The organism is Salinivibrio sp. SS3, from assembly GCF_001722105.1.
Taxonomy (GTDB): domain Bacteria; phylum Pseudomonadota; class Gammaproteobacteria; order Enterobacterales; family Vibrionaceae; genus Salinivibrio; species Salinivibrio kushneri.
In genome coordinates, this window is sequence record NZ_MEBQ01000023.1 from 112611 (window position 1) to 138785 (window position 26175).

Below are 26175 nucleotides of genomic sequence, written 5' to 3' on the forward strand. Positions count from 1 at the left end.
CCACTTTTTTTTAGTAGGTGAATAATGCCGCATCATTTAGACTGCGCGGCATAATCAAAAGGCTGGCAACGATCAGCCAAATACCCTACTGGGCACCCTGCCCACCCACTATCATTCGTGAAAAAGGTCGATTCATGAGTCCAGAAAGCTACCTACTCGATTGGCAAACCAGTCAAACTCACTCTGAAACCATGTATCCGCTGCTTAGCCAGCTTTATCGCCAAAAAGGCGTCGAAATCCAACTGTTCGGTCGTCAACTGATCAATGCGAGTACCATTGATATCATTAAGGCACACCGCGTGGCGCGTCGCTATACGGGGGGCACCTTATCGCCCAGCCAGACGTTGCCATTAATCGAAGTGATGGCTGAATTGGATCTTGCTCCCAGTAAAATCGATATCGGTCAGCTCGCCTGGACATACTGGCAACAGCATGACAGTGAAAATGGCATTCCTGATTTTCTTCATAGCCAGCTTGGGCATTTGCTAGGGACAGGCAACGGTGTTGATCCGAAAGACGTGGTACTGTATGGCTTTGGTCGTATCGGTCGCTTACTCGCACGCTTACTGATTGAAAAAAGCGGTCCTGGCTACCCCTTACGTTTACGCGCTATCGTGGTGCGTGGCGGAAAAGAAGGCGACCTGGAAAAGCGCGCCAGCCTGCTGCGTCGCGACTCTGTTCACGGCCCGTTCAATGGCAGCATTACCGTTGATGAGTCGCGCAACGCGTTGATCGCCAATGGTAATTTCATCCAAGTCATTTATGCCAATAACCCAACGGACGTCGATTACACCCAATTCGGTATTCATGACGCATTGGTGGTCGATAACACAGGTATGTGGCGGGATGAAGAAGGCCTGAGTCAACACCTTGACAGCAAAGGCGCTAAGAAAGTCCTTCTCACCGCGCCGGGCAAAGGCGATCTTAAAAATGTGGTATTCGGTGTCAATCATGACGTGATTAACGACGATGATCGAATTATCTCTGCCGCTAGCTGCACCACCAACGCCATTACCCCGGTGCTCAAAGCCATGCACGATAAATTTGGTATTGATGGCGGACACATTGAGACTGTTCACTCGTTTACCAATGATCAAAACCTGATTGATAACTATCACAAAGGCGATCGCCGTGGCCGCTCTGCGTCTTTGAATATGGTACTCACGTCTACCGGTGCCGCGAGTGCTGTTGCCAAAGCACTGCCTGAGCTTAAAGGTAAATTAACCGGTAACTCAGTGCGTGTGCCCACGCCCAACGTCTCTATGGCTATTGCTAACCTGAATTTAGATAACCCCACTCACAAGGATGAAATCAACGCCTATTTACAAGACGTCGCTTTGTACTCGCCGCTATCGGGGCAAATTGATTTTACTCAGTCGACCGAATTAGTATCGAGTGATTTGGTGGGATCACGCTTTGCCGGTGTGGTGGATAGCCAAGCAACCATCGCCGAGGGCAACCGTTGCGTGCTGTACATTTGGTACGACAACGAGTTCGGCTATAGCTGTCAGGTAGTACACTGTATGGAGCAAATGATGGGAGTGCGCTATCCCATGGTTCCAGCGCCAGAAGCACTTTCTTAAGACATCCAAAACGAAAAGGCCCGAATGGGCCTTCAGATTGCTGACGAACCCCGCCTTTTTAGGCGGGGTTCTTTTTGATAAGCGGCCGTAGGCCGCGATCGCGATATTTTTTGTTAGAGAGTGGTCGTTACCGACCAACGCCTAAATTGGCGGATAGAAGCCAGTATTTGCCTTATATCCGCCATGTTAAAGCCACATTTTCTTAGATAGCTCACCACTAACGCTATCTTCTTGATGTTTGGAGCCGCCGCCGCCAGCCAGCATTGCATTTGCACATTTGCAAGCCCTCGGAAGCGTGCGTAGCGATGTCCATGATGCTGCTTAGCGTCGGCGAAGCTTCGCTCCACAGTCTCACTTCGTCGCTTGTATATCTTTTTGCCATAACGAGACAGTCGCATTTCATTGGCACGCTCGACTGCATCATTGTAAAGATGACGCGTGATGACCTTTTGCATGGTCTTACTTTGCGTACAGTCGTTTCTAACCGGACAGAACGCACACTGCTTTGGGTCTGAGTGATAAGTACGATAGCCGGCTCTTGTGGTTGTTTTATAGATAAGCGTTTGCCCTTTGGGGCAGCGATATGTGTCGGTTTTCTTATCGTATGTGAAGTGTTTTTTCTTGAACGTATTCTTCGTTCGAGAAGGGCGACGATAGCCGAATACGCCAAGAATGCTGCGACGCTCTAAGGATTCGGCAACCGGTGCCGTGAAGTAGCCAGCATCGATGCCCACGGCAATAGGATTGAGGTTAAATTGCGTGAGTGTGTGGTCAAGGCGACGGATATACGGTTGTGAGTCGTTGACATTCCCTGGGGTTGTATACGTATCGACGATGATACCGTGCTTACCATCAACGGTCCTATGGTCAAGATAGAAGAAGCCTTGGGGCTTATTATCTCTGGTCATAAAACCACTTTCAGGGTCAGTCGTACTCACTTTTGTGTTTTTGACGTCCGTTTTTAATGGCGCGTCCTTGAACGGCTTTTTTCCTTCTGCTTTGCGGTCACAGGCGATGTCTTCATCCAACATCTCTAGGTAAGCGCCGGCGCTCACCGGGCGCAGTTTATTCACATGCTTATTTTTGTTCGCACTGGCTTTAAGGTGTGTGCTATCGGTATACAGCTCTTGCCCTGCGACTAAGCCCTTCTCCATGGCTTGAACCACAATATGGTTGAATATGCGTTCGAAGACATTCGTGCCATTAAAGCGACGAATACGATTTTGGCTCAGCGTGGACGCATGGATGACCTTCTCTGTCAGCGACATACGCAAGAACCAACGATAAGCAACGTTGACTTCAATTTCTTTAACAAGCTGGCGCTCGCTTTTGATGCCGAAGAGGTAGCCAAGCAGGATGATTTTAAATAAGCGAACGGGGTCAACGGGTGGACGGCCATTATCTTTGCAATAAAGGTGGGCGACTTCATCTCGAATAAACTCGAAGTCGATGGCACGGTCGATTTTACGAACAAGATGGTCTTTGGGAACAAGTTGTTCCATCGTCACCATTTCAAGTTCATATTGGTGTGGAGAAGGTTCTTGAAGCATACCGGAGCATCCCTATTGCGACACTCCTATTAGATCAAAGGTCTAGCTCGAAAGCTAGACCTTTGTCAGCAGTCTGAAGGCCCGAATGGGCCTTTTTTATTGCGTGTTAACGACTCAATATAAGGTTAGGATTGCTCGGCCGCCGTCAACGGTGAGGGTTGGCTGACGGGCTTAAGCACCGCATATACCAGACCAGTTACTAGCGTACCTGCAGCAATGGCTGCCAGATACATAAACACAGGGCTGATGGCATTGGGGATTAACAACACGAAGAGGCCACCGTGTGGTGCCATCAATTTTGCCCCAATCAACATAGAGATTGCGCCTGTCAGCGCACCACCTGCGATGCAAGATGGGATCACTCGCATTGGGTCTTTAGCCGCAAAGGGAATCGCCCCTTCCGAGATAAAACATAGCCCGAGCACAAACGATGCTTTACCCGCCTCTTGCTCGGCATCATTAAATTTACGCTTGGCTAAGAAGGTTGATAGTCCCATCCCTAGCGCCGGCACCATACCGGCCGCCATGATCGCTGCCATCGGCATATAGGTACCACTCTCAATCAGGCCGACGCCAAAGGTATACGCCGCTTTGTTGACCGGACCGCCAAGGTCGAAACACATCATCGCACCCAATACCACGCCTAGGATTACTGCGTTCGTTGAGTTCATCCCCTGCAAGAAGCTGGTCAGGCTTTCCATGGCGACAGAGACAGGCCCGCCCACGACATAGATCATCACCAAACCGGTAAACAAACTGGCTAATAAAGGGATCACGAGAATGGGTTTAAGGGCTTCCATTGAAGCCGGCAAGCTGACTTTATCTGCCACAAACTTAGCACTGTAGCCGGCGATAAACCCCGCCAGTATGCCCCCTAAAAACCCAGCGCCGGTGGACGCGGCGAGCATGCCACCAATCAAGCCTGGTGCCAGACCCGGGCGATCCGCAATTGAGAAGGCAATAAACCCGGCCAGTACCGGTACCATCAGCGCGAACGCACTACCACCACCAATTTCCATCAGTGCGGCTGCAAGTGTTCCCTCCTCTTTAAAAGCTTCAATCCCGAATACAAATGAGAGCGCAATAGCTAAGCCACCGGCCACAACCAGTGGTAACATATGTGATACGCCTGTCATCAAGTGCTTATAGACACCGGTACGTTCGCCTTGGTTAGCACTGGCGTTCGATGAACTCGCTTGCGTTGTTTGGTAGACCTCAGCGTTAGCAAGCGCATCATCGAGCGTCTGCGATGCTTTTTTCAGCGCCATGCCCGTACTGGTTTTATATAAACGTTTACCCGCAAATCGGCTCAAATCAACCTCAATATCTGCGGCGATAAACACGAGATCCGCGGCTTCAATTTCCTGATCTGTTAATGCATTTTTCGCACCTACCGAGCCACGTGTCTCAATTTTGACCTGATAACCTTTCGCTTTAGCCGCTTCTTCAACCGCTTCCGCCGCCATAAAGGTATGCGCAACACCGGTAGGACACGCCGTAATACCCACGATGCTGACGGTGCTGCTCTCGCTTTGCGTCTGCGCGTGATACGGCTGTGCATGATTCGCGGCGGCATCCAATACCGCTTGGGTATCGGCCATCACTTCATTCAAGCTTGCTTGATAGACAGGCTTGCCGTTAAAGCGAGCCGACTCTTTTGGCTCACCGACCAAGAGAACACGGTCAGCGTTTTCAATATCAGCAGTCGATACCGCCTGTGTTGGTTGCACACTAGACTGACACTCGATCTGTGCCGTCCATCCTTTTACCTCGGCAGCCTTTTCTAACAAGCCCGCCGCGATAACGGTATTGGCGACGCCACTTGGGCACGCCGTCACAATCACCAGATTCATACCTTTTACCCCACTCATGGATTGGTTTTATTCCGCGTGCACTGACAGCTCAACAGGCGACACGCTGATTTTTTCGATTAATTGGTTCACGTCTTCATCATTGCGCACCCCGACCCCCACTTGGGTAACCGCGAGCGCAGAGATAGCGACCGCGCGACACAGCGCCGCTTCTTTGCTGAGGCCGGTCTGGCATCCTGATACCAGCCCTGCCACTAAAGAATCCCCGGCCCCAACGGTACTCACCACCGATTGCGCCGGTGCCACAGCCTTAAGCCAGCCTTCCTTATCGCGCCAGAGCACCCCGTCTACGCCGCGAGAAATAACCACATTCGCGATCCCTTGGTTAAACAATTGCTCGCCGCGCGCCAGCAACACGGCTTGCTCATTACTGATGGGCGCGTTGAGGCATTGCGCCAGTTCTGCTTCATTAGGCTTTACCAACCAAGGTGTTGCCTCAACGGCGGCGCGTAAGGCGTGCTGGCTGGTATCGACAACCACTTTTTTCCCTGCATCGCGCAAGGTGGTGATCCAAGTGGTCAACTGCTCGGTCGAGACACCAGGTGGCAAACTGCCCGCTAGCACGATCCACTCATGGTGCTCAGCCAGACTGAGCAAGCGTGCCGTCAATGCCTCAATATCGGCCTGTTCAACCGCCATACCAGGAAAATTCAAATCAGTGACACGTCCCGCTTTTTCAACCAGCTTGACGTTGGTGCGGCTAACGCCCGGCACACGCAAAAAGTGATCGGCAATGCCGTGCTCGGTAAAAAGGTGAGCAAACGGGTCTTGGTTATCTGCACCAAGAAAGCCTGACGCCGCGACCGTCGCGCCCAAATCCGTTAAGACACGTGCGACATTGACGCCTTTTCCCGCCGGGTGCAGTGTATAGTTTTGCACCAAATTGACATCACCAGGCTGCAACGCACTGACTGAGCCTGTCATGTCGAGTGCGGGATTGAAGGTTACGGTCAGAATGGCACTCATGCGTTCTCTCCCAACCCATCTTTAATGGCATCACCCAGAGCCGCAATCGCTTGTTCGGCGTCGCTTCCTTGGGCGGAAAACTGTAACTGGTGCCCATGTTTCACCCCAAGCGCGATCACTTTCATCAAGCTTTTTGCGTTAACAGGCGCAGACTGGGTGGACGCGTTGGCAACCTGTATATCAGCACTGAATTTTTTCGCTGTATTGACCAACATCGCCCCAGGACGAGCGTGCAAACCATGCGCATTCGTCACCGTATACAGGCCTGTTGACCCCTCTGCGGTGAGCGCTTCAGACGGCGCCTCTGTATGAGGTTGTTCGGGGGCGGGTTCAGCAGACAACGCATCAACCAGCGCTTGTGGCGAGTAACGGCCGGATGCCGCCAGTTGTTTATCAAGCTTCCATTGCATCAAAGTATTAAGCACAGGAAGATGCGCACGGTTGTTGGCTGCGACACACCAAAGCGCACTGACCGACTGGGATTGGTGAGACAGTGACGTCGCGGGCATGACCACCGACATCCCGGTCTGCAGTACACCGTCTCCCACACCGAGCAACCAATGCCCTTCACCAAGGTGCACCGGCTGGCCCGCGACAGCGTGGCTGACGCCATCGCTATTTAAACAATGATGGTTTTTGAGCAACCCCGCGCCCACGGCTTGCAAGGTAGTGATATCTGACGCTGGAAAGCCGGTTAACACCATGTCGCTGCTAAACGTGAAGGCCTGAGTATCGGCCGTTTGCCCATTGAGTAAGGTAACCAGTTGTTCTGATCCCGATATCGTTTTTAATTGTTGCTCGATGCCGTCTTGTGACAGCACACGCGTCAACTGACGTAAGATACTCAAGTGTTCGTCTGATTTGGCGGCGATACCAATGGCCACGTAAGCGAGGTTTCCCTCTCCCCAGTCAACCCCCTGGGGAAAATGAAACACTTGTACCCCTGTTTGTTTAACTTGATCGCGGGTATCCGTTGTGCCATGCGGGATGGCAATACCGTTGCCCAGATAGGTACTGGTTTGGGCTTCACGCGCCAGCATTCCGTCTTGATAGCCCGCTTCAACTAGCCCTTTTTGGGTGAGTGCTGCGGCCATGGCTTTGATAGCCTCGTGCTTAGACGCCGCGTGTTGCTGCATATGAATATCGTGTGCGTTGAGTGCCAACATGAGGTCATTCCTCTTTTTTCAGTGCCGCGGCACGGGTTGATGTTGTCGTCGGCCACATCAGTATCACTAAGACATGGCGGACATATTGGTTGGTCGCAAGTCACCGTTCATTGGCAGTGTTCGTGTTTGACTTGCCACATTCGCTTTACCTAAAAACTGAAACGATTCAGCTTTTAGGTAAAGCGATAGAAATTGCTCCCCGCGTTTGGTCAATCTCTTCCACTTATAAGCGCTGGAAGAGATAAGCCGCATCGTCGTTCCAGCGTCTTGAGATCAGCCGCCAATAATTGACACAAGCTGAAACCTTTCAGCTTTAAGGCTGAATCGTTTTAGCTTATAATGCAAATAAATTATGGATCTGAAGTGCGTAAACTTTGATCGCATTCACAAAGCCATCAATAACGATCGGCCTACTTAAGGATCGCTTTATGAAGCTTGATGAAATTGCCCGTCTTGCCGGTGTATCACGCACAACGGCCAGTTATGTGATTAATGGCAAAGCCGACCGTTATCGGATCAGTGAAAAAACGCGAGCACGCGTGATGGCGGTGGTCGAACAACACAATTATCAGCCGAACCGCGCCGCCACCGCCTTGCGTGCAGGCACCACACAAACGCTGGGGTTGGTCGTGCCTGACTTAGCGAACACCAGTTACGCCACGTTGGCAAAACTCTTCGAACGAAAAGCCCACGATCAAGGCTATCAGGTTATTATCACGGGCTCTGATGACGACCCAGAACGAGAAAAAATAGTGGCTGAAACCCTCGTCTCCAGGAAAATTGATGCGTTAATCGTGGCCTCTTGTTTGCCTGCAGATAATACCTTCTACCCCAAATTACAACAGCAAGGCACTCCCATCGTTGCCATTGACCGTGGGCTGGATGCCAACCAATTCGCGAATGTGCTGAGTGATGATGAAAAAGGCGCTTACCAGCTCACCGAGATGTTAATTGCCCCAACGGATGTCTATCAAGCAGGACTGATTGGTGCCGTCCCCTCGCTGGCCATCTCACAAGACAGGGAGAACGGCTTTCGTGGTGCGTTAGCGGCACAAGGCGTAGATGGACAAGTGCGTTACGGTCAAGCTTTCAGCCGTACAGAGGGGCAAAGGCTGATGACAGAGTGGATTGAAGCCGGTGACTTACCCGATGCCTTACTCACCACCTCCTTCACGCTTTGTGAAGGAATACTGGACGCCATCCGGCAAACAGGGATCGCCCCCACCGCACTGTATTTTGCCACTTTTGGGGATAGCCGCATCCTCGATTTTCTTCCTTTTGGGGTGCAGTCTCTCCCTCAACAGTTTGAAGCGATTAGTGACGCGGCACTCAGTCTCGCGGTGTCGGCCGCACAAGGAGACAATCAGCCTGGGGTTATCACGGTTGAACGCCAACCCATTTGGCGCCCCCATCAAACGCAAGCTTGGGTCGGACTGGGTTAATAGCCTGTCGCTTCCATAAAGCCACGGCCTGTGGCACTGCCATGCACTTCCACAGGCCCTTCCCAATAGGGAAAACTCAAATCCATCCAGCTTTGTGGATTAAGCGGTTGCGTAGTCAGGCTAATGCCCTCACTGGGTACTTTGATCTGCCAACGGACCGGCAAGTTAGCGCCCTCCGCCATCTTGGCATGACTGATTGGTAGCATACGAATATCATCCTGACTCAGCGTCACGACTTGGCCATCAGGATACAGTAAGGATCCAAACATAAACGGCTCCTTGCCGCGTATTTGGGTAACCATTAACGCACGGCCATCATCTAAGTTAAGCCCGAACCAATCCCATCCCGTTTGTTCGGCGGCCATCGCGCCGCTCGACCATTCCTTGTCAAACCAGCCTTTGCCTGTCACAGGGATGGTTTCACCTTCAATGGTTAGCGCACCCTTGATGGTTAGCTGTGGCAAAGAAAAATAATACGAGGCCGACGGTTGACTGGCATGACGGACACTGTATCCCCCTTCACCGTGCTTGACCTGGTGTCCATTCTCTCGCACCTCCAACGTAAAGCCGACTGGCTTACCTTGCGCAGGCCATATCGCACGCACACGGGCGGGAAAAGGTTGTTGACCGCCCTGCCATTGCCAGTCGTCTAACCAAGCCTGAAAAGGTGACAGCGTCACTCCTGCTTGATCAATCCCGCCACGGGCAAAGCGCTCCGACTCCCATTGTTTATCATCGCTCGTGATCGCGACATGCGCCATATACAGCTGCTGACTCGCCCATCCTTCTTTGCGATCCGGAGCTAACGCGCGGCGAAACAATGTCCATTGCACGCCATACGCTTGTCCATTAGCGTCGGTTAAGGTCGCGGTCAAATACCACCATTCAGTAGCAAAATCTGAGTGTGCCGCCATGTCTTGGGGATAGGTAGGCGTGTGGTCTGGGGTTACAGAGGCAAAGCCACTTTGCGAACCAAAAACGGCAAAATTTCCACGGGTATCAGGAGACGATGACGGCGGCTGACCCCACCATACCAGTGCGCCGAGCGCGATGATCACTCCGCCTCCTAACAATGAACGTATCATTTTCCGCTTCCATCGCTGAATCACTTCACTGCCTCTTTTTTACTGCGCATCACGCAACGACGCCGCCGCGGTGCGTTTTAGCATGCGATAAACAGGCCAAGCCCCTGCGACCATAAGCGCCAACATGGACAGCCCGATGGTGGTGGCATAGCTTATCGGGAAGAAGCTCATGGTCATGGTCCACCCAAACGATGCTTTCAGGACAACATGGATCAACATACCCGCCAGCACAAGCCCCAACGGGATAGCAATCAGCGCACTGGTGAGACCAAGCAGCACCAATTGCCCTCCCCCGAGCGCGATAAGCTCACGCCCTGACAGACCAAGGTAACGTAGCAAGCTATATTGCCGTTGGCGCGACAGCTCGGTCGCCAAGGTAGAAAAGAACAACCCACATATCGCGACAATCAACATCAGTGCACACAAGCTTTCCGTCACGGTAAAGGTACGATCAAAGATACGCATTGCATAACGCATAATATCCGCTTGGTTTTGCACCTGCCCAGTGGTCAGCGAAAAACGGTGATTGATGCGATCAACAAACTGCTCGGTTTGCGTGTCCTGATTGAGGACCACCGCCAGCGATGATCGGCCCTGCTTTAGCCATTGTCCCGCATCACTGCGGGTAGACACTACTAGCTGGCCATAGGGGTTGCCATAATCGTAATAAATCCCAGCAACCTGCCAGTGCTCGCCCATTGGGGCGGGAAGATTGATGCTCTCTCCCACGCCAACGCCAAATTTAGCCGCTAACGCTTCACTGAGTAATACCGTGCGCGCTTGATGTAATTGCGCCCAGTAATCAGGTTGGGACGCCTTCATCGCTAACGTTTGCTTCTCAGACATACGGTTGCCTACCGACAGCACTTCAAGCCGCCCTTGGTTTGTCGTCAGCTCACGCCGATACGTGGTCCAAAATTGCGCCACGTCTTTATTTTTTACCAACCATGTTTCCATCTCCGCGAGAGCAGCATGGCTCGGCCTAACATAAACGTCCGCTGCCAAGCGTTGTTGCAGCCAAGTCTCAGTGCTGGTGCGAAAGCTACCGACCATGGTTTCCATACCAATATGTGCCGAAACCGCGAGCATAAACGCCATCGCCGCCACACCACGGTAACTTAAACTTGCCGCGGCATCGGTGAAAAACCATCGCCATCGCGCGCCCGCATACACTGCTGCACTGGTATGAAACAGCCAGCCACACAAATAAGGCAGCGCTAAAGCGGCACTTAGCATGGTAAAGGCAATCAAGGTAAACCCTTGCCATTGACTGGTCTCCCAATACGACACGCCCCACGCCGCCACGCCAAGCAACACCGCTAAAATAGCCTGTACGGCATATTCTCGATGTGTACCACGCATCAGGGTCATCCGTTGCGATAAGCGCCCCGGGGAGGTGTTGACTAAGCGCACCAGAGGCCAAGCGGACGCCATCGCCGCCCCTAAAATAGCAAGCAGTAAACTGTAGAGCCCCCATTGCCACTGCCAATGCATCACTAAATTAATGTCTGCGCCGTACAAATCAGACAAGGTCGTGGCGACCGCGGGAAGTAATTGATTGGCAAGTAACATACCCAGGACGTTGCCACTAACCACGCCGAGTAGCACCCAAAGCAACAACTCTGTTGACATGACAGCTGAGAGTTGGCGTCCATCAACGCCAAGCTGCCGCAAGGTTCCGACCAAGGGCTGACGCTGAGTCATGGAAAGGGAAATCGCCTGATAAAAAATAAACAAACCCACCACAAAAGCCAATAACCCCATCGCGAGCAAATTTAAGTGAAAAGCACGGGTGAGTGGGCCAAGTTGGGTTGATTGGGTTTTGGTCAACGTCAAGGCTGAGGGTAACGCTTCGCGAATCGTTTGTCGCTCCGCTTGAGACAAATCGCCGCATAACACCTCGGTAAACCCAGTACGCGCAGAGAGATGACGCAGTAGCGCCATATCAGCCACCAAGTAAGTGCCCATACTCAGCGCATCATTATCGATAATACGTAAAGGGCCGATCGGCGGGTAATCTAGCAAATCAATCATTTGCCCCTCTTCCCAGCCTTTATGTTCAGCCATGGCCTCTCCCACATAGACAGGATATGGCATTGAGATCGCATCCATAGGGGACAATGAAGGGGCTTCATCGGCTCGCTGATTGGCGATAAATGGCAGCATCGCGATTGTATCCACCCCCATCAGATGGATGTCACTAAGTGACGGTGTCACAACATCGAGACGATCAATCGGCACACATTGGGTTAAGCCTTGATGGCGCAAGCCAATGTAAAAGGCATGCGGCACGCGTTGTGTTCGCTCGGTATGATGAATGCTAAAAGGGTAAGGGTTGCTAAAAAGCTGTTCACCTTGGCGATAGCTTTGCTGCGCATGTTGGTTTATCGATAACACGCCAACCAGCAAAGAGACACCCAGGGTTAACCCAAGCCAGACGAGAAAGACTTGAAACGGATGGCGACGATAATGCCCCCATAAAGCGCTAGCGACGGGCCCGAACACTGAGCACGCCTCCTTGTAGCCCTACACTACCTTGCAAATAGCTAGCCACGGTATCACTGTGTGTCACCAGCAGCAGTCCAGCCTCCTGCTGACTGGTTAGTGTGATAAGCAGACGCATCACCGCGTCCGCATTGCGCTCATCCAAACTCCCCGTTGGCTCATCGGCAAGTAGCAGTTTGGGCGACATATATAACGCGCGTGCGATGGCGGCGCGCTGCTGCTGACCACCAGACACCTCTTCTGGGTAACGATTGAGCAACGGCATTAAATCAAGCTGAGAAACAATTTGTCGCCACAGACAACTGTCTTCTTTCAAGCCTTTTAGTTGACGACAGAAACGAATGTTATCCGCAATAGAGAGGGTGGGAAGCAGATTAAATTGCTGGAAGATCAAGCCGATGTTTTGGCGTCGAAACTGCGTGCGTGCCCCCTCGCTCAATCGATGGAGCGGGGTATCGTCAAACCAGATCTCACCGCTATCGGGTTTATCCAGTCCCGCAATCACATTTAACAAGGTACTTTTACCCGACCCACTCTCGCCCATCAACGCCAGTTGACTGGTCGACGACAGCGACATCGCGGCGCCTTGCAGCACAGGATGGAAGTCGCTCCCATCCTGATAACCTTTACACAGCCCTTTAATTGCTAACATGCCAATGCACACCCTTATAGTGTCTTAAAAACAGCAATAAACGAGAACTAGGTCACACTGTTTGATTAATTTGGCAATGTACCCCAATTAAGAGGCTGAGAAAAGCGTTAAAAACGGTGGGCAGCTTCCCAATTTCTTTTTCGCTGATCCTTAGCCGTCATTAACAAGATTATTGAGCCAAACGCCTGACTTCACCCGAATCAAAGACCCAACCCATTTGACTACTTCTTCCACTCCCAAAAGCGCATAAACCCAATAAACCGGCCACTCAAAGACCACCGCGGCGGTCAATACCACAGGAATACCAATTAGCCACTGTGCAACAAAATCTTGTCCCAGGCAGTAGCGCACATCACCCCCAGCACGCAGTACCCCAACGATCATTGCCATGGGGATGGTTTTCACCACAATCAACGCACACATCGCCCAGTAAAAGTAAGCCGTGATCTGTGCCGTCTCGCCCGTTAATGCAGGGAAGAAACTCAACACCCAGGGCTGAATCATCAGCATCACGCAGGCAATCGCCACACCGGCAATAAAATTAAATATCGCCACCTGCCAGGCTTGGTGATAAGCGGTGTCCGTTTGTTGGGCTCCCAGGTTATTACCGACCAACACCGCCGCTGCATTGGCTGTACCAATCAAGAACGACAGAGAGAGTGACTCGACGGGAGTGATAACCGCAATAGCAGCCAGGCCGGCTTCGTTAACATGACCGATAATCGCGTGGTAAACGAACAGACCGGACGACCACATTAAAAAGTTAAACGCCGTTGGCAACGAAAGCGACAAAAACCGCTTTACTGCCACAAGCGTCAGCGAGGCTTTCCAATCAGATAACGAGAAGGCAACCAGATGTTGGCGACGATATAGATAAGCATACAAAGCGACAACTTCGACGATACCACTCAGGACGGTAGCAACCGCTGCCCCTTTCGAACCCAGCTCAGGCGCGCCCAGATTACCGAAGATAAAAACCCAGTTGAGCACCACGTTGACACTGATCCCGACCCCGCTAAAAAAGGTGCTAATGCCTGGCTTGTGCATGGCACGAAGCCCGGCAGCCAGCCCTGAGACACTGGCCAAACAAAATAGTGATAAGCCAGCTATTTGTAAGTAATCTTTCCCCAACGCAATAACAGTAGGATTGTCACTGGCAAACCCCACAATGACATCCGCATAAGCCCAGAAGACAAACGCACTTAAGGCCGCCGTGGCATTGGTTAAAGTCACCGTTAGCGCTGTTTTTTCACGAAAACCTTGTCGATCCCCCGCGCCCCAATATTGCGCCACCAACATAGAGCCGCCAGTCATGGCACCAAGGATCAGTAAGGAGGAGACAAACATCGCTTTACCGGCAATACCAATGGCGGCGACATCCGCTTCACTTAATTGTCCCACCATCAAGATATCGACCAAACTACGGCTCGAAAACATCATGGTTTGTAGTGCAATCGGTACGGCAATTAACAGCAAACGCTTTAAAAACACAGGATCAAAGAAAGGACGGGAAAGTACGCTCACAAGAGACTCCAGCTTAGAGGGGACCGATGTAGTTTACGTGCCTTTAAAACAGAAAAAAACGCCCGAGAGCGTTTTCTTATCTGCGAATCAATGCCGATTAGCGCGGCATCACCATTAAGCCATCGGCTTGATTGTTGGGCCAAATACGGTACTCAGCATGGTATTTGACGATCGATTTATAAGCCGTCACCTTCGTCGGTGCTATCCATGCCTGATGCGCCCATTGTATTACCTCAGCTTCTGGCCCACGAACATACACACTCAGTGGTGAGACCAAGTGCTGATCATCATCAAAAGCCGATTGCATCGCGTCTGGGCACACGGCCATTGAATGCTGCCCACCTGATATGATTTTCACTTTTCGATCAATCGTATCTTGCGTATGCACGCACCACCCCGCGTCAATTGCACAATCAACCCACTGTTGCAATTGCTGTTTGTGCACTGGCTTGACGGGCTCATCGACGGGAAACCACTCGGCATACACTTGTTGAATTTGACCAAACTCGGTGTCTAACCCGGCTTGGGTCCCGGCACTGCGGGCGCGCTGGGTCCAGCGTTGTAAGTCCGCTTTGACACTGTGATGAAAACGTTGCTGCTTCACCGCTTGTGCCACCCAACGGCCCAAAAACGCTTCGCGTGCGTGGGGCGCATTAGCCACTTTTTTGGCGGCGATCGCAGCCGAGAGATCGTCATAGGCGGCGGCCATCACAGTTTGAATTTCGGTGACATAACTCATGGTTCTTTGCTTGCTAATAGCCAATAGAAAGCGGCAGAGAGTATCGCACAAAGGGCTATCGCGCCAACCATGCCCCACGGCGTACCATCAGAGGCAACCGCCACACCCGCACCAACCAGCGAGCCGATACCAAACCGCATCGTCCCCGCCAATGAAGAGGCCGTTCCCGCCATTTGCGGATAGCAAGCCAACAAACACGCCATGCTGTTGCTGCCGATAGTTGAAATCACGCCAACGTATATCATCACTGGAATCACGGTGCCCCAAAGCCCAATATCTAACCATTGGAACGCGGCAATGGCTATCCCAGCCACCAGCTGTAAGCCTAACCCTAGGCGAAGCATCCAATGCGAGCCCATTTTGCGCACCAAACGGCCATTAATAAAGGTCATCACAATCAGACAGACAATGTTTAACGCAAACAAGTAGCCAAACATCTTCGCGCTGACGCCATAATAATCAATGTAAACAAATGAGCCTGCGGTCAAAAAAGAGAACATCCCAGCAAAGGAAAACCCGGAACAAAAGATCATGCCCACAGCAAACGGTGTTTTCAGCATACGGGCATAGTTACGCAGTGACGCTCCAATCCGCATCGGTGGCCGATTGTGTTTAGGTAAGGTTTCAGGGATCCGGACAATAATGCAAAGCGTCACAAAGCACGCCCATCCGGCCAGCACCCAAAAAATTGCGCGCCAGTCAAACCAGGTCAGCAAATAACCACCAATCATCGGGGCAGCTAAAGGCGCAATCGTCATGACCAAGGTGATGAACGACATAGTCCGCGCAAACTCCTCGCGCTCAAACATATCACGGACCAAGGCTTGGATAATGACGGCGGCAGCGGCTCCGGCAAACCCTTGCGTTGCACGTACAACGGTCAGTACGTCTATATCTTGAGCCATCGCACTGACCACGGCACAAATGAAAAACAGTGCCACACCGGCCAGCATCACCGGTTTGCGGCCATAACTGTCAGATATTGGGCCATGAAAAAGCTGTCCAATCGCAAAGCCGGCCGTGTACGCGACCAAGGTTGATTTCACCGCACTGCTGGGTGCATTTAAGTCCGCGGCAATCGCTGGCATGGCAGGGAGGTACATATCAATCGCCAACGGCGTCAGCGCCGCAATCGCGCCAAGCACCAAGATCAAAAGCCAGCTTAATTGCGTCGGGGACGACGTGACAGCCGATGATTGCGACATAACTCTCCTTAACGTAAAAGACAGGAAAAAAGGAAATAACGTGAGCGTGGTCAAAGTGTAACAATTTATTGTGTCGCCGTGGGAAATAATGTCTTTCTTTTTATCACACCATCGTCACACTCCCCCTTAGGCTGAAGGCAAAAAAAAGCACAGCCCATGCTGTGCTTACCGTTGCTTAACGAGAACCTGCAATGACGAAGCGAGCCAGTCACCTGCGTTAACCCAGTAACGCGATCTCTTCGTCTGTTAATGGACGATATTCCCCCGGCTCCAAGTGTTCGTCTAATACCAAGTTACCGATGGATTCTCGATGCAGCGCGTCGACCTTATTGCCCACCGCCGCAAACATACGTTTGACTTGATGATACTTGCCCTCTTGAATGGTGAGCAGAGCCTCGTAATCACCCACTTTCTCTAGGGTTGCCGGTAGCGTGGGTTGCTTCTCGCCTCGTAGCATCACCCCTTCTTTAAACGCAGGAGCAGTCTCAGGACTAATCGGATCAACCAGCCACACACGATAGGTTTTAGAGCACTGATGCTTGGGTGAGGTAATACGATGTGACCACTGACCGTCATCAGTCAATAGCAACAGCCCGGTTGTATCCGCATCCAAGCGACCCGCAATGTGCAGCTTCTCCGCATTGACTTCATCCAGTAATACAAACACCGTCGGATTAAACGCATCCTCATGCGAGCACACCACGCCAGCAGGCTTGTGCATCATAAAATAGCGCGGGCCTGATAACGTCAGCGGTCGTCCCTCAAACGCCACCTCTTCATGCTCGTTCACTTTGACGGCCCCCGACTTGATCACCTCACCATCAACCGTCACCAGCTCGCTTTTAAGCACACGCCCTGCTTGCTTGCGTGTCACCCCTAGGGTTTCACATAAAAATTTATCTAATCGCATATTACCGCTTATTGCACCTTTGTTTGCCGCGGATTATACGTCACATTGCGGCTCAGACACAGATCAAGTTTTACGAGATCTGACGGAAAAACAGGCCGTGATGGGATAAACTGGGTGTCATTGTCCACGTGATGGACAGATGACAATGCAAGTAAAACCCAACGCTTTTTGCTGAGACGCCGAGTCTGTCACAACCTGCCAATCAAAATATTGTTGGTGATTGAGCGTGCCAGCCTGGCGAGTATGATACGGTCGTCTTGACCAATCAGTGATATAGAAGGAAACACCATGATTGTCTCTCTTCGCCGCCCCGACGCCGATGCCTTTGAAACCTTATTGACGCTGTCACACGAACAGCACGACCACGAAGCGCTGCCTTTTGATCGTACTCCCGTCGCGGCCACCTTCAGCACCTTGCTCTCACAGCCAGAGCGTGGTGACGTTTTTCTGATTGATGTTGAGCATGAGGGAGAAACCGAAACCATTGGCTTTTTAGTCGTCGCCTATAGCTTCAGCGTGGAAAACGGGGGGAGCGTCGGTGTGATAGATCAATTCTTTATCCAACACAGCTGGCGACGGCAAGGCGTGGGGTCGCAAGTGATCCCACACGTGGAAGCGCGAGCCAAAGAAAAAGAGTGTGTGGCCGTCATCCTTGAGGTCAATATTGGCAACAAAGGCGCTCGGCTTTTCTATGAGCAGTTCGATTACCAGCCTCGCCGCCAGCACTGCATTATGACGAAACGACTTTAATTCTGTACCTGACGTCACAAGTCAGTAAACTAAACGGCCTCACTTAGGCCGTTTTTTCATTATGTATACCCTACGTCCCTATCAATCTGACGCGGTGAAGGCCGTGCTGCATTATTTTCGTCGCCATGCGTCTCCTGCTGTCGCCGTGTTGCCGACCGGTGCGGGAAAAAGCTTGGTGATCGCAGAACTTGCGCGTATCGCCAAAGGCCGAGTACTGGTGCTTGCCCACGTTAAAGAGCTCGTCGAACAAAATCATGCCAAATATGAAGGCTATGGATTAAACGGAGGGATCTTTTCCGCGGGGCTGGGCCGTAAAGAGTCCCACGACAAAGTGGTTTTCGCCTCCGTTCAATCGGTGGTGCGAAATCTGGATGCCTTTGCCGATCAGTTTTCCTTACTGGTCATTGACGAGTGCCATCGAGTGCCTGATAACCAAGACAGCAGTTATCGCCGCGTGATTGCGCATCTGCAAACGGTCAACCCTGGCCTCAAAGTGTTGGGGCTCACAGCCACCCCTTACCGGCTTGGACAAGGGTGGATATATCAGTACCACACCAGTGGCAAGGTGCGCACCACAGAGACACGCTTTTTTCGCGATTGCGTGTTCGAACTGCCGATAAGTCACTTGCTTGATGAGGGCTTTCTTACCCCTGCCCATGTCTTGGATGCGCCATTACTGAGCTATGACTTTTCTCAAGTCTCTCGCACTGCAAACGGCTATTACCGCGAAGCCGATCTAGAAAAAGTGGTGGCCAACGCCCCTCGTGCAACCCCGCAAATTGTCGAACAAATTGTTGACTATGCACGGGAAAGGCAAGGGGTGATGATCTTTGCCGCCACGGTGAATCATGCGCGAGAAGTCTTGTCTTATTTACCAGCGCAAACATCCGCGATGATCGTGGGTGACACGCCCAGCACAGAGCGCGATCGCTTGATCACTGCGTTCAAGCAAAAAGCACTGAAATATTTAGTCAACGTGTCAGTCCTAACCACCGGCTTTGATGCGCCTCATGTAGACTTGATAGCGATTTTACGCCCCACTGAATCGGTCAGTCTCTATCAGCAAATAGCCGGGCGTGGCCTTCGCCTCGCGCCAGGAAAGCAAGATTGTTTGATTCTCGACTACGCCGGTAATGTCTACGACTTGTACCAACCAGAAATAGGCATGCCCAAACCTGATAGTGACAGTGAGCTGGTGACGATCCCCTGCCCGGCATGCGGGTTTAATAACAGCTTTTGGGGCAAACTTGAGGACAATGGTTTCTTGATTGAACACTATGGCCGCCAGTGCCAAGGCTATTTTGAGGATGAAGATGGCGAACGCGAAATCTGTGGTTACCGCTTTCGCGCCAAGTTTTGCGATGAGTGCGGCGCCGATAACGACATTGCCGCGCGTCGCTGTCACCAATGCGATGCCTCTTTGATTGACCCCGATAAGAAATTGCGAGAGGCACTCAAATTGAAAGATGCGCTGGTCGTGGCGTGTAACGACATGACACTGACCGCCGGAAAAAACCGCTATCAAAAACCACAGCTCAAAGTGACCTATCACACCCATGAGGGCAACGACTTACACGAAGTGTGGCCGCTCGCCAGCAAAAAACAAAAACAAGACTTTCTGGCACGATTTGTCCGACCCCACCTGGTCGATCGCCACCGCCCATTCGACGCCACCGCCCCGACAAAAGTGACCGCGTCACAGCATCGATTTCGTCCGCCTGACTTCGTGATTGCGCGTAAACAAGGCCGGTTCTGGCACCTGCGCCAGAAAATCTTTGATGTGGAGAACTTTATTAGCCAAGACAGGCTAACGGCCCTGTTAGCGCAAAGCCGAGGGCAAGCTTTCGCCGAATCCGACGCGAGTTGAACGCACTGAGGGTCAATCCATAAACGATTCCACGAGAAAAGGCACAGTGTGGGCGGCTTGGGCACTGATGCCCCCACCGATAAGGCTTGTTTTAGCGGCCAAGCGGTGCTAATATCCGCGCTCGTTTTTGGGTACTGAGTTAGGTCGCTACGCTCAGTACTGTGTTTTCACTCTAAAGAGAGTTATTAATTATGTTTAAGTTCGAAGCTGAAGTACGTACAGAAAAGGGTAAAGGTGCGAGCCGCCGCCTACGTCATCAGAAGAAATTCCCTGCGATCGTTTACGGTGGCAACCAAGAGCCTGTATCAATCGCACTTGACCACCCAGTGGTTGTTAACCAAATGGACAAGCCTGAGTTCTACGAAGGCATCATCCTGGTTATCGATGGCCAAGAAGTAAAAGTTAAGCCACAAGACATCCAGCGCCACGCGTTCAAGCCAAAAGTTGAGCACATGGACTTCATCCGCATCTAATCGCCCTGCGATCATGATAAGATGAGAGAAGGCGCCTTAACGGCGCCTTTTTTGATCGCTCGAGAGTCCTCTCTCTTACCCCTACCTCGTCATCTTCTTCACGAACACCACCACAAAAAGCGCCATAGTAAAGCTTCCTAGAAACGCCTCAAAGGCGGCGATAAAACGGGCAAAGCCAGACGGCGTAATGTCCCCGTAACCTAAGGTGGTAAAGGTCACCACACTAAAATATAACGCATTCAGCAGCTCATAAAAGCGAGCCTCTACGCCAGTTAGATCCGGATAAATCGGGTTGGCTTGCGTGGTGCCAAGCGCGAAATACGCCAGCGCACAAGAGACGATCACTAACACGGAAAAAATCACTACCCGTAGCGGATCTTCGCCGTAACCACAAAACAAATCGACCGTTTTCGACAGAGCGCGCTGAAAACTGAACGTCGGCATTTGATAGCGACGAAAACGCATTTCCTTTTTAAAAAAATAACCCGCCACATCAAACAGCCCTTGTTTTTCACACTGCTTACGAATATTTCGGCATACCTCTTCCGACTCTTGGAACAGAGACTGACGCCGAGACGGATCCTTTTCCAAAAAGGCCAATCGCTCTTGCTTAAATTGCTCGCCCCAATCGACATTTTCAAGCCCCGTGCGCGCCATATCTGCACCCAATAAATTACTACCATCAAGGTGCGTACAGTTAAGGTTGGCGCGCAGCAAATTGGCTTTCATTAGCGACGCATTGCGTAAATCTAAGCCAAAGCAATGGGCTTCGGTCAAATTGGCACGATAGAAGTCTGCCCCTTGGCAAGAGTACCCTTGCTTATTGCCACGGTTGACCAAATGAATATCTGTCAAGTTGGTACGCGCCAGCTGAAAACCATCGAGTGGCCGGCCCGAAGCCGCCCAGGCTTCCACATCCGCTTTGACATCGTGATGCCGCTTATCAACATTTGGATCATGCCAATAGCAAAGACCGGACTCACCCGCTTGCTGATCACATTGCCATCCATTTCGCGCTTTAAAACCACACACTTTACCGCTCATCGCTTATCCTCCTATTATTATTTTAGAAAGGACATGCCAACTCGCCAGCAAAAGTGACGTTCAATCAAGGAAGAAGGAAAGCCAATCACTCAGATGAGAGATCGTCGCTTGGTTCATCAAACAAGGAAGGTTGGTAAGGCAGGGGCTCAGCACCCAAAGCGGCGTCTTGCGCTTGTTTTCTTTTCGCACGTAAGATGCGCAGATAGCGCTGATGGCAAAGGCGGACAACATTACGTTTTTGCTCGTTGGTGAAGTCATACCAATAAAAGCGCTCGTCGCGACTGCGAAAGCACCCTTTACAGTACCCTTTATTGTTCACCTGACAGATGCCTTTGCATGGACTCGGCACCTCGAAAAAATCGAGCTGTTCCACGTCATCCTCCCTGCTGATTCTTTTATTCAAGCGGGTGGACAGCAAAATTGCAAATTTAGATTAAAACAAGCCCAGTTGCGGCAAGGCTAAGGTATCAAACTCTTTGCCAATAAAAGGTAAAATACCGTCGGCAATCGGCTTAAGCTGTTTATCGATATAGTGCTGATAGTCAATTGGACTACGCAGGTAATCACAAGGTTCGGGGCCATTGACCGTGATCACGTATTCTATCCAACCACCACGCTGATACTGCGCAGGCCGCCCCCGTTTATGGTTTTCGCTCTCTGCCATCCGCGCCGCGCGCACGTGCGGTGGCACATTTTTTTGATACTCCGCCAAGGGTCGGCGAAGCCGTTTGCGATAGACCAATGCATCGTCATGCTCACCTTGGTTGGTACGCTCGACAATCTCACGAATAAACCCGTCTACCTCGTCGCCATCAAACACACGTTGGTATAACTGTTTTTGGAAGGTTTGTGCCAATGGCGTCCAATCGGTACGAACGGTTTCTAACCCTTTAAACACCAACCTCGATTCGCCAGACTGTCTGTCTATTACGCGGCCGGCGTAGCGCTTTTTACTGCCCGTTTCCTGACCGCGAATGGTGGGCATGAGAAAGCGTTGGTAATGGGTTTCGTATTCAATGTCTAACGCCGAGTCCAAACCGTATGTGTCACTAAGGTGTGCTTGCCACCAACCATTCACCTCACTCACCAAGTGCTGCCCGATCTGATCAGCTTGCTCGCTCGACTTCTCGCCCCCCAAAGAGACAAACGTCGAGTCCGTATCGCCATAAATGACCTCAAAGCCTTGCGCCTCAATCAATTGACGGGTGGTTTTCATGATTTCGTGACCACGCATGGTGATCGACGATGCCAAACGATGATCAAAAAACCGACACCCTTGTGAGCCCAGCACCCCATAGAAGGAATTCATGATAATTTTTATCGCTTGTGAAAAGGCTTTTTCGCCGGCTTTTTTGGCCCGATCGCGAGCTTGCCATAAATCATCAATCAAGGCAGGAAGGTAATGCTTTTCTCGGTGAAAGACGCCGCCACGGAAGCCAGGTACCGTCTTTGCCTCTTCACCCGTTTCTTGTGCTTTTAACCCCTCGATAAGCCCCAGCGGATCGATAAGAAAGGTACAAATAATAGAGGGGTACAGGGATTTGAAATCCAAAACCAATACCGAGTGGTACAGCCCCGGCTTGGAGTCCATCACGTAACCACCAGGGCTTGCGATCCACCCCTCACTGGCAAGATTCGGTGCCACATACCCCGAACGATGCAAACGTGGCAAGAACAAATTAGTAAAGGCCGCTACCGACCCCCCGACACGGTCAAGCTCTGCTCCTGTTAACCGCGATCGCTCAATAAGAAAATCCAGTAAATGGGTGTGAGCAAATATGCGGTTGACTAATACACAGTCTTGCAAGTTGTAGGTCGCCAGTGCCACCTTATCGTGGTGAAACATGCGATTGATAGAGGCCATCCGGTCATGGGGATTATCAATCGCTTTTCCCTCACCCAATAACGTTTGTGCAACCGCCTCCAGTGCCCATGAACGAAACCCATAAGTCGCGGTTTTTAGTGCGTCGATACCATCAATCACCACCCGTCCCGACAAACTGATAAAGCCAGATTTATTGCTTCCCCCATCCCGCCAATAAGCCCGCTCTCCACCGCGACCAAGGCGCAGATCGCGCTGATAGGCCTGGGCGCGCTTCACAAGCAAGCGAAAATCAAAATCAATCACATTCCAGCCAACCACAACGTCAGGATCGTAATAGGAAAACCATCTTTCTAACGCGCCCAGTAACGCTTCCTCGTTATCGACCCACTCTATCCAGTCAGGCGCATTGTCTTGAGGCGCACCCACCATGATCACTCGACTGTCTTTTTCACTCGCGAGTCCCACCGAATAAAGCTGGCCTTTTTGTGAGCATTCAATATCGAGAGAAACATGATGCAACGTCGGAGTGTAGTCTGCCTGTTTGGCCTTGCCTTGAGTCACCTCTAGGCAACCTTGGCGTTGACGGGCTTGGCCGGTGAATAGCAAGCTGCCACAAATGTACCGCTCCATTAAATAGCGGTCGGCGAGCCGAATATCGCCTTCATATAAAGGAATAGCCGCCCCGCTTATCACCCTTTGTCCCTCTTGCGCGCGTTTCACACTACTGAAATAACAAGCCGCCACGGGCGTGTGTTGAAAGGTGGATAATGACACTGCTTTACAGTAAGCGTGAGGATCAACCGATGGGAGTAAAGCATCTACGCGCGCTTTTTCTTCTTGCGGTACAAAAAACACGCTTTGCTGATCATCAACGCACAGCTTGACCGGGCCATCTGGCGTCGATAGCCAAAGTATAATCGACGTGGTTTGGCCGCGATCACGCTGTTGACGTGTGATCACAAAGCCTTGCTGCATGTAGGACGAAGAGAGTGAGGACACAGGCGTTATCAGGGTTACGTTGTGTGATTCATCTTCTCAGTGTAACAAACCCCACCAATTACTGTATAGATAAACAGCCCTGAGGAATTAGTCGGGATGCTCTGCGCGCCCGGCACCACCAATGACAATCAACCCAATCACCACAACTGCAGCCGCGCTCGTGAGGCGCATATTCATCATGCTGTTTTGATCCCAAGCGACCAGACCCATCAAGGCGAACAAAACGGTCACCCAGATGATTGGTTGTACCAGTAGCCTCTGAGTTGAAGCCATCATGTGCCAGAATACGCCAGCAGCCAACACAAACAATGCGCCAGCAAAGACAGCGAACTCAACACCGCGCAGTGAGAGAAACCCATTGGGTAAAGTAAAAATGAGTAAGGGCAGCACAAACAATAAACTCACCCGTAAACTGGTCGCCACGATGACGTCGGCTTGATGAGCACGTTGGGTCACTTGCAGCCAAAAACTCGCCCATGCACCACCACTCATCAGCCCAAGAGTCATGCCTAATGGGCTGGGTGCATACATGCCCGGGGCAAGTAAGTACCCCAACCCCGCAAAAATCAACATTAAACCCATCCATAATCGGTGTTGATGGGGAGAGCGAGATGCCAGCCCCAATACACCCTGCACACTCGCCACCAGCACCAAGCCCAAGGTGGCGATATCCAGTAATCGGCAGGCGAATACCGCACTGGTCACCGCAAGGAAAAGCAAGCCTGCAAGACGCCATGTCGAAAAAGGCGGCATTTGACGCGAGAAGCATGCTTCTCCTTGCCAACGCTCGGCCACGTCCTTTAGCGGGTAAAGTCGCTGCGCTACCAACGCCATGACGGCGGCAGATAACAACCAAAGGCCAATGTAACTGGCCGGATCCACCCATTGGTTAATCGCACGACGGCCCACCTCGGCATTGATCACCGCAATCACGACCACTACTAACGCGCCAATGACACCACCCGCTTTTTTCATTCGTATTCACGCCTTGTTACTCATCCCTTCTATAAGACCGAGCACAACCGTCAATACTTTCAACCCTTTGTTGTCTCTCGCGGACGCGATACAATACGCGTTTGTTCGTTTCCGGGAAGTATGCATGTCAGATCCGAAAAGCAAAGCGCTCAAAAAAATTGCTAAATGCCTGGAGCTTAGCAATTCCGCCAATGTGAATGAGGCAGCGCAGGCGATCAAAATGGCCGAGCGGCTGATGCGTAAGCATGGTCTCGATCAGGACGACATTGACTTCATCAGCATGGGTAAAACGCGCTCAGAAAAACTGTTACCTGCTTCGATTAGCCAATCGATCTTAAAAATTATTCGCGGTATTAATAGCCGGTTTGGGGTGGAGTGTGTGCTCGTCAATCACAAGGGGTTAAAACAGGCTGAGTTTATCGGTGATGCAGACCGCGCTATCTTTGCCGCTTTTGCTTTCGATGTCGTCTATCGTGATATGAATGAGCATATCGGCCAGTTTCGCAATAGCTTTGCAGGCACCGGCACCAGTACGCAAGAGGTAACGCGACGCGTACAGTCATTTACCACGGGCTGGCTTGAGGGCGCGCTCGATAAGCTCCCACAGCTTGACGCACGTGATAGCGATGACAAAATCAAAAACTATATTGATAAAGAGTTCGCCAATATTGACCGCGAGACCTTTAAGCAACAATTGAAAGAAGCCATGGCGGCGATGACAGATGATTACGAGCGGGGGATGAAAAAGGGCCGCGAAATCTCAGTCAGCCGCCCTGTGAATGGGCAAGGCCCACAAAAGCGCCTGACGGGGACCCGAAAGTCATAACCTTGATGAATCACAGGCCGGCTTATGTCCGGCCTTTGTCAGCACTTTCCCATCAATAAGACACCTGTGTTAAACACGTCAAATCATGGTCAAATCGCTTCTCGCCTATTGTGTTACACGCCTCTCAGGTCTAGCCTAGGATCCACGTCACGTTATCCATGTTCAGCCTGCCCTACTCGCTGGCAGTTGCAACCGCATGGTCTAAGGTGACTGAATAA

21 protein-coding genes are annotated in these 26175 nt (G+C 51.5%); 6 read left to right on the plus strand and 15 right to left on the minus strand.

Going from position 1 to position 26175, the window contains the following annotated elements; genetic code table 11:
- Window positions 1-134 precede the first annotated feature (134 nt).
- Window positions 135-1583, plus strand: a complete 1449-nt coding sequence (locus BGL48_RS09705) for a glyceraldehyde-3-phosphate dehydrogenase (RefSeq protein WP_069362444.1) — start codon at window positions 135-137, stop codon at window positions 1581-1583.
- A 113-nt stretch (window positions 1584-1696) separates the two neighbouring features.
- On the opposite strand, the gene BGL48_RS09710 is transcribed toward BGL48_RS09705, so the two are convergent.
- From BGL48_RS09710 to fruB, 4 genes are all read right to left on the minus strand, one after another.
- Window positions 1697-3133: an IS1182 family transposase gene (locus BGL48_RS09710; protein WP_069362445.1), complete on the minus strand. Its 1437-nt coding sequence runs from the start codon at window positions 3131-3133 to the stop codon at window positions 1697-1699.
- A 125-nt stretch (window positions 3134-3258) separates the two neighbouring features.
- The gene (gene fruA / locus BGL48_RS09715) at window positions 3259-4986 is read right to left on the minus strand and encodes a PTS fructose transporter subunit IIBC (protein WP_069362446.1); all 1728 of its coding nucleotides are present in this window, start codon (window positions 4984-4986) and stop codon (window positions 3259-3261) included.
- Between the two features lie 27 nt (window positions 4987-5013).
- Window positions 5014-5970, minus strand: coding sequence for a 1-phosphofructokinase (gene pfkB / locus BGL48_RS09720; RefSeq protein WP_069362447.1), 957 nt, complete (start codon window positions 5968-5970; stop codon window positions 5014-5016).
- The gene (gene fruB, locus BGL48_RS09725; RefSeq protein ID WP_069362448.1) at window positions 5967-7136 is read right to left on the minus strand and encodes a fused PTS fructose transporter subunit IIA/HPr protein; all 1170 of its coding nucleotides are present in this window, start codon (window positions 7134-7136) and stop codon (window positions 5967-5969) included. The genes pfkB and fruB overlap by 4 nt, the downstream gene beginning before the upstream one ends.
- A gap of 428 nt (window positions 7137-7564) precedes the next feature.
- Between fruB and cra the strand changes: the two genes are divergently transcribed.
- Entirely contained in the window at window positions 7565-8578 is a 1014-nt protein-coding gene (gene cra / locus BGL48_RS09730) for a catabolite repressor/activator (RefSeq protein WP_069362449.1), read from the plus strand.
- Here the strand turns inward: cra and BGL48_RS09735 are convergent.
- The 7 genes from BGL48_RS09735 to rsuA form a co-directional block, all read right to left on the minus strand.
- Window positions 8575-9663: a lipocalin-like domain-containing protein gene (locus BGL48_RS09735; protein WP_083238516.1), complete on the minus strand. Its 1089-nt coding sequence runs from the start codon at window positions 9661-9663 to the stop codon at window positions 8575-8577. The genes cra and BGL48_RS09735 overlap by 4 nt on opposite strands.
- A gap of 39 nt (window positions 9664-9702) precedes the next feature.
- Window positions 9703-12168 (minus strand): ABC transporter permease, encoded by a 2466-nt coding sequence (locus BGL48_RS09740; RefSeq protein ID WP_069362450.1) that lies wholly within the window; start codon window positions 12166-12168, stop codon window positions 9703-9705.
- Window positions 12149-12820, minus strand: a complete 672-nt coding sequence (locus tag BGL48_RS09745; RefSeq protein ID WP_069362451.1) for an ABC transporter ATP-binding protein — start codon at window positions 12818-12820, stop codon at window positions 12149-12151. The genes BGL48_RS09740 and BGL48_RS09745 overlap by 20 nt, the downstream gene beginning before the upstream one ends.
- A 150-nt stretch (window positions 12821-12970) precedes the next feature.
- Window positions 12971-14344 (minus strand): MATE family efflux transporter, encoded by a 1374-nt coding sequence (locus tag BGL48_RS09750; protein WP_235607519.1) that lies wholly within the window; start codon window positions 14342-14344, stop codon window positions 12971-12973.
- Between the two features lie 97 nt (window positions 14345-14441).
- Window positions 14442-15083 carry a DUF2913 family protein gene (locus BGL48_RS09755; RefSeq protein ID WP_069362453.1) on the minus strand — a complete coding sequence of 214 codons (642 nt, stop codon included), beginning with the start codon at window positions 15081-15083 and terminating at the stop codon, window positions 14442-14444.
- Window positions 15080-16288 (minus strand): Bcr/CflA family multidrug efflux MFS transporter, encoded by a 1209-nt coding sequence (locus BGL48_RS09760; RefSeq protein ID WP_069362454.1) that lies wholly within the window; start codon window positions 16286-16288, stop codon window positions 15080-15082. The genes BGL48_RS09755 and BGL48_RS09760 overlap by 4 nt, the downstream gene beginning before the upstream one ends.
- A 217-nt stretch (window positions 16289-16505) precedes the next feature.
- Window positions 16506-17198, minus strand: coding sequence for a 16S rRNA pseudouridine(516) synthase RsuA (gene rsuA, locus BGL48_RS09765; protein WP_069362455.1), 693 nt, complete (start codon window positions 17196-17198; stop codon window positions 16506-16508).
- A gap of 288 nt (window positions 17199-17486) precedes the next feature.
- On the opposite strand from rsuA, the gene BGL48_RS09770 reads away from it, so the two are divergent.
- From BGL48_RS09770 to rplY, 3 genes are all read left to right on the plus strand, one after another.
- Window positions 17487-17948, plus strand: coding sequence for a GNAT family N-acetyltransferase (locus BGL48_RS09770; protein ID WP_069362456.1), 462 nt, complete (start codon window positions 17487-17489; stop codon window positions 17946-17948).
- A 61-nt stretch (window positions 17949-18009) separates the two neighbouring features.
- A complete protein-coding gene (locus BGL48_RS09775; protein WP_069362457.1) occupies window positions 18010-19815 on the plus strand; it encodes a DEAD/DEAH box helicase in 1806 nt (601 codons plus the stop codon).
- A gap of 191 nt (window positions 19816-20006) precedes the next feature.
- A complete protein-coding gene (rplY, locus tag BGL48_RS09780) occupies window positions 20007-20288 on the plus strand; it encodes a 50S ribosomal protein L25 (RefSeq protein WP_046073181.1) in 282 nt (93 codons plus the stop codon).
- An 81-nt stretch (window positions 20289-20369) separates the two neighbouring features.
- Here rplY and BGL48_RS09785 read toward each other — a convergent pair whose 3' ends face one another.
- The 4 genes from BGL48_RS09785 to BGL48_RS09800 form a co-directional block, all read right to left on the minus strand.
- Window positions 20370-21332, minus strand: a complete 963-nt coding sequence (locus BGL48_RS09785) for an ion channel (protein ID WP_069362458.1) — start codon at window positions 21330-21332, stop codon at window positions 20370-20372.
- 85 nt (window positions 21333-21417) lie between these two features.
- Window positions 21418-21705 carry a DUF1289 domain-containing protein gene (locus BGL48_RS09790; protein ID WP_069362459.1) on the minus strand — a complete coding sequence of 96 codons (288 nt, stop codon included), beginning with the start codon at window positions 21703-21705 and terminating at the stop codon, window positions 21418-21420.
- 60 nt (window positions 21706-21765) lie between these two features.
- Window positions 21766-24132 carry a DNA polymerase II gene (locus BGL48_RS09795; protein WP_069362460.1) on the minus strand — a complete coding sequence of 789 codons (2367 nt, stop codon included), beginning with the start codon at window positions 24130-24132 and terminating at the stop codon, window positions 21766-21768.
- Between the two features lie 111 nt (window positions 24133-24243).
- Window positions 24244-25131 carry a hypothetical protein gene (locus BGL48_RS09800; protein WP_069362461.1) on the minus strand — a complete coding sequence of 296 codons (888 nt, stop codon included), beginning with the start codon at window positions 25129-25131 and terminating at the stop codon, window positions 24244-24246.
- A gap of 124 nt (window positions 25132-25255) precedes the next feature.
- On the opposite strand from BGL48_RS09800, the gene BGL48_RS09805 reads away from it, so the two are divergent.
- Complete coding sequence (locus tag BGL48_RS09805) at window positions 25256-25957, plus strand: DUF2786 domain-containing protein (protein ID WP_069362462.1); 702 nt, start codon at window positions 25256-25258, stop codon at window positions 25955-25957.
- Window positions 25958-26175: the final 218 nt, after the last annotated feature.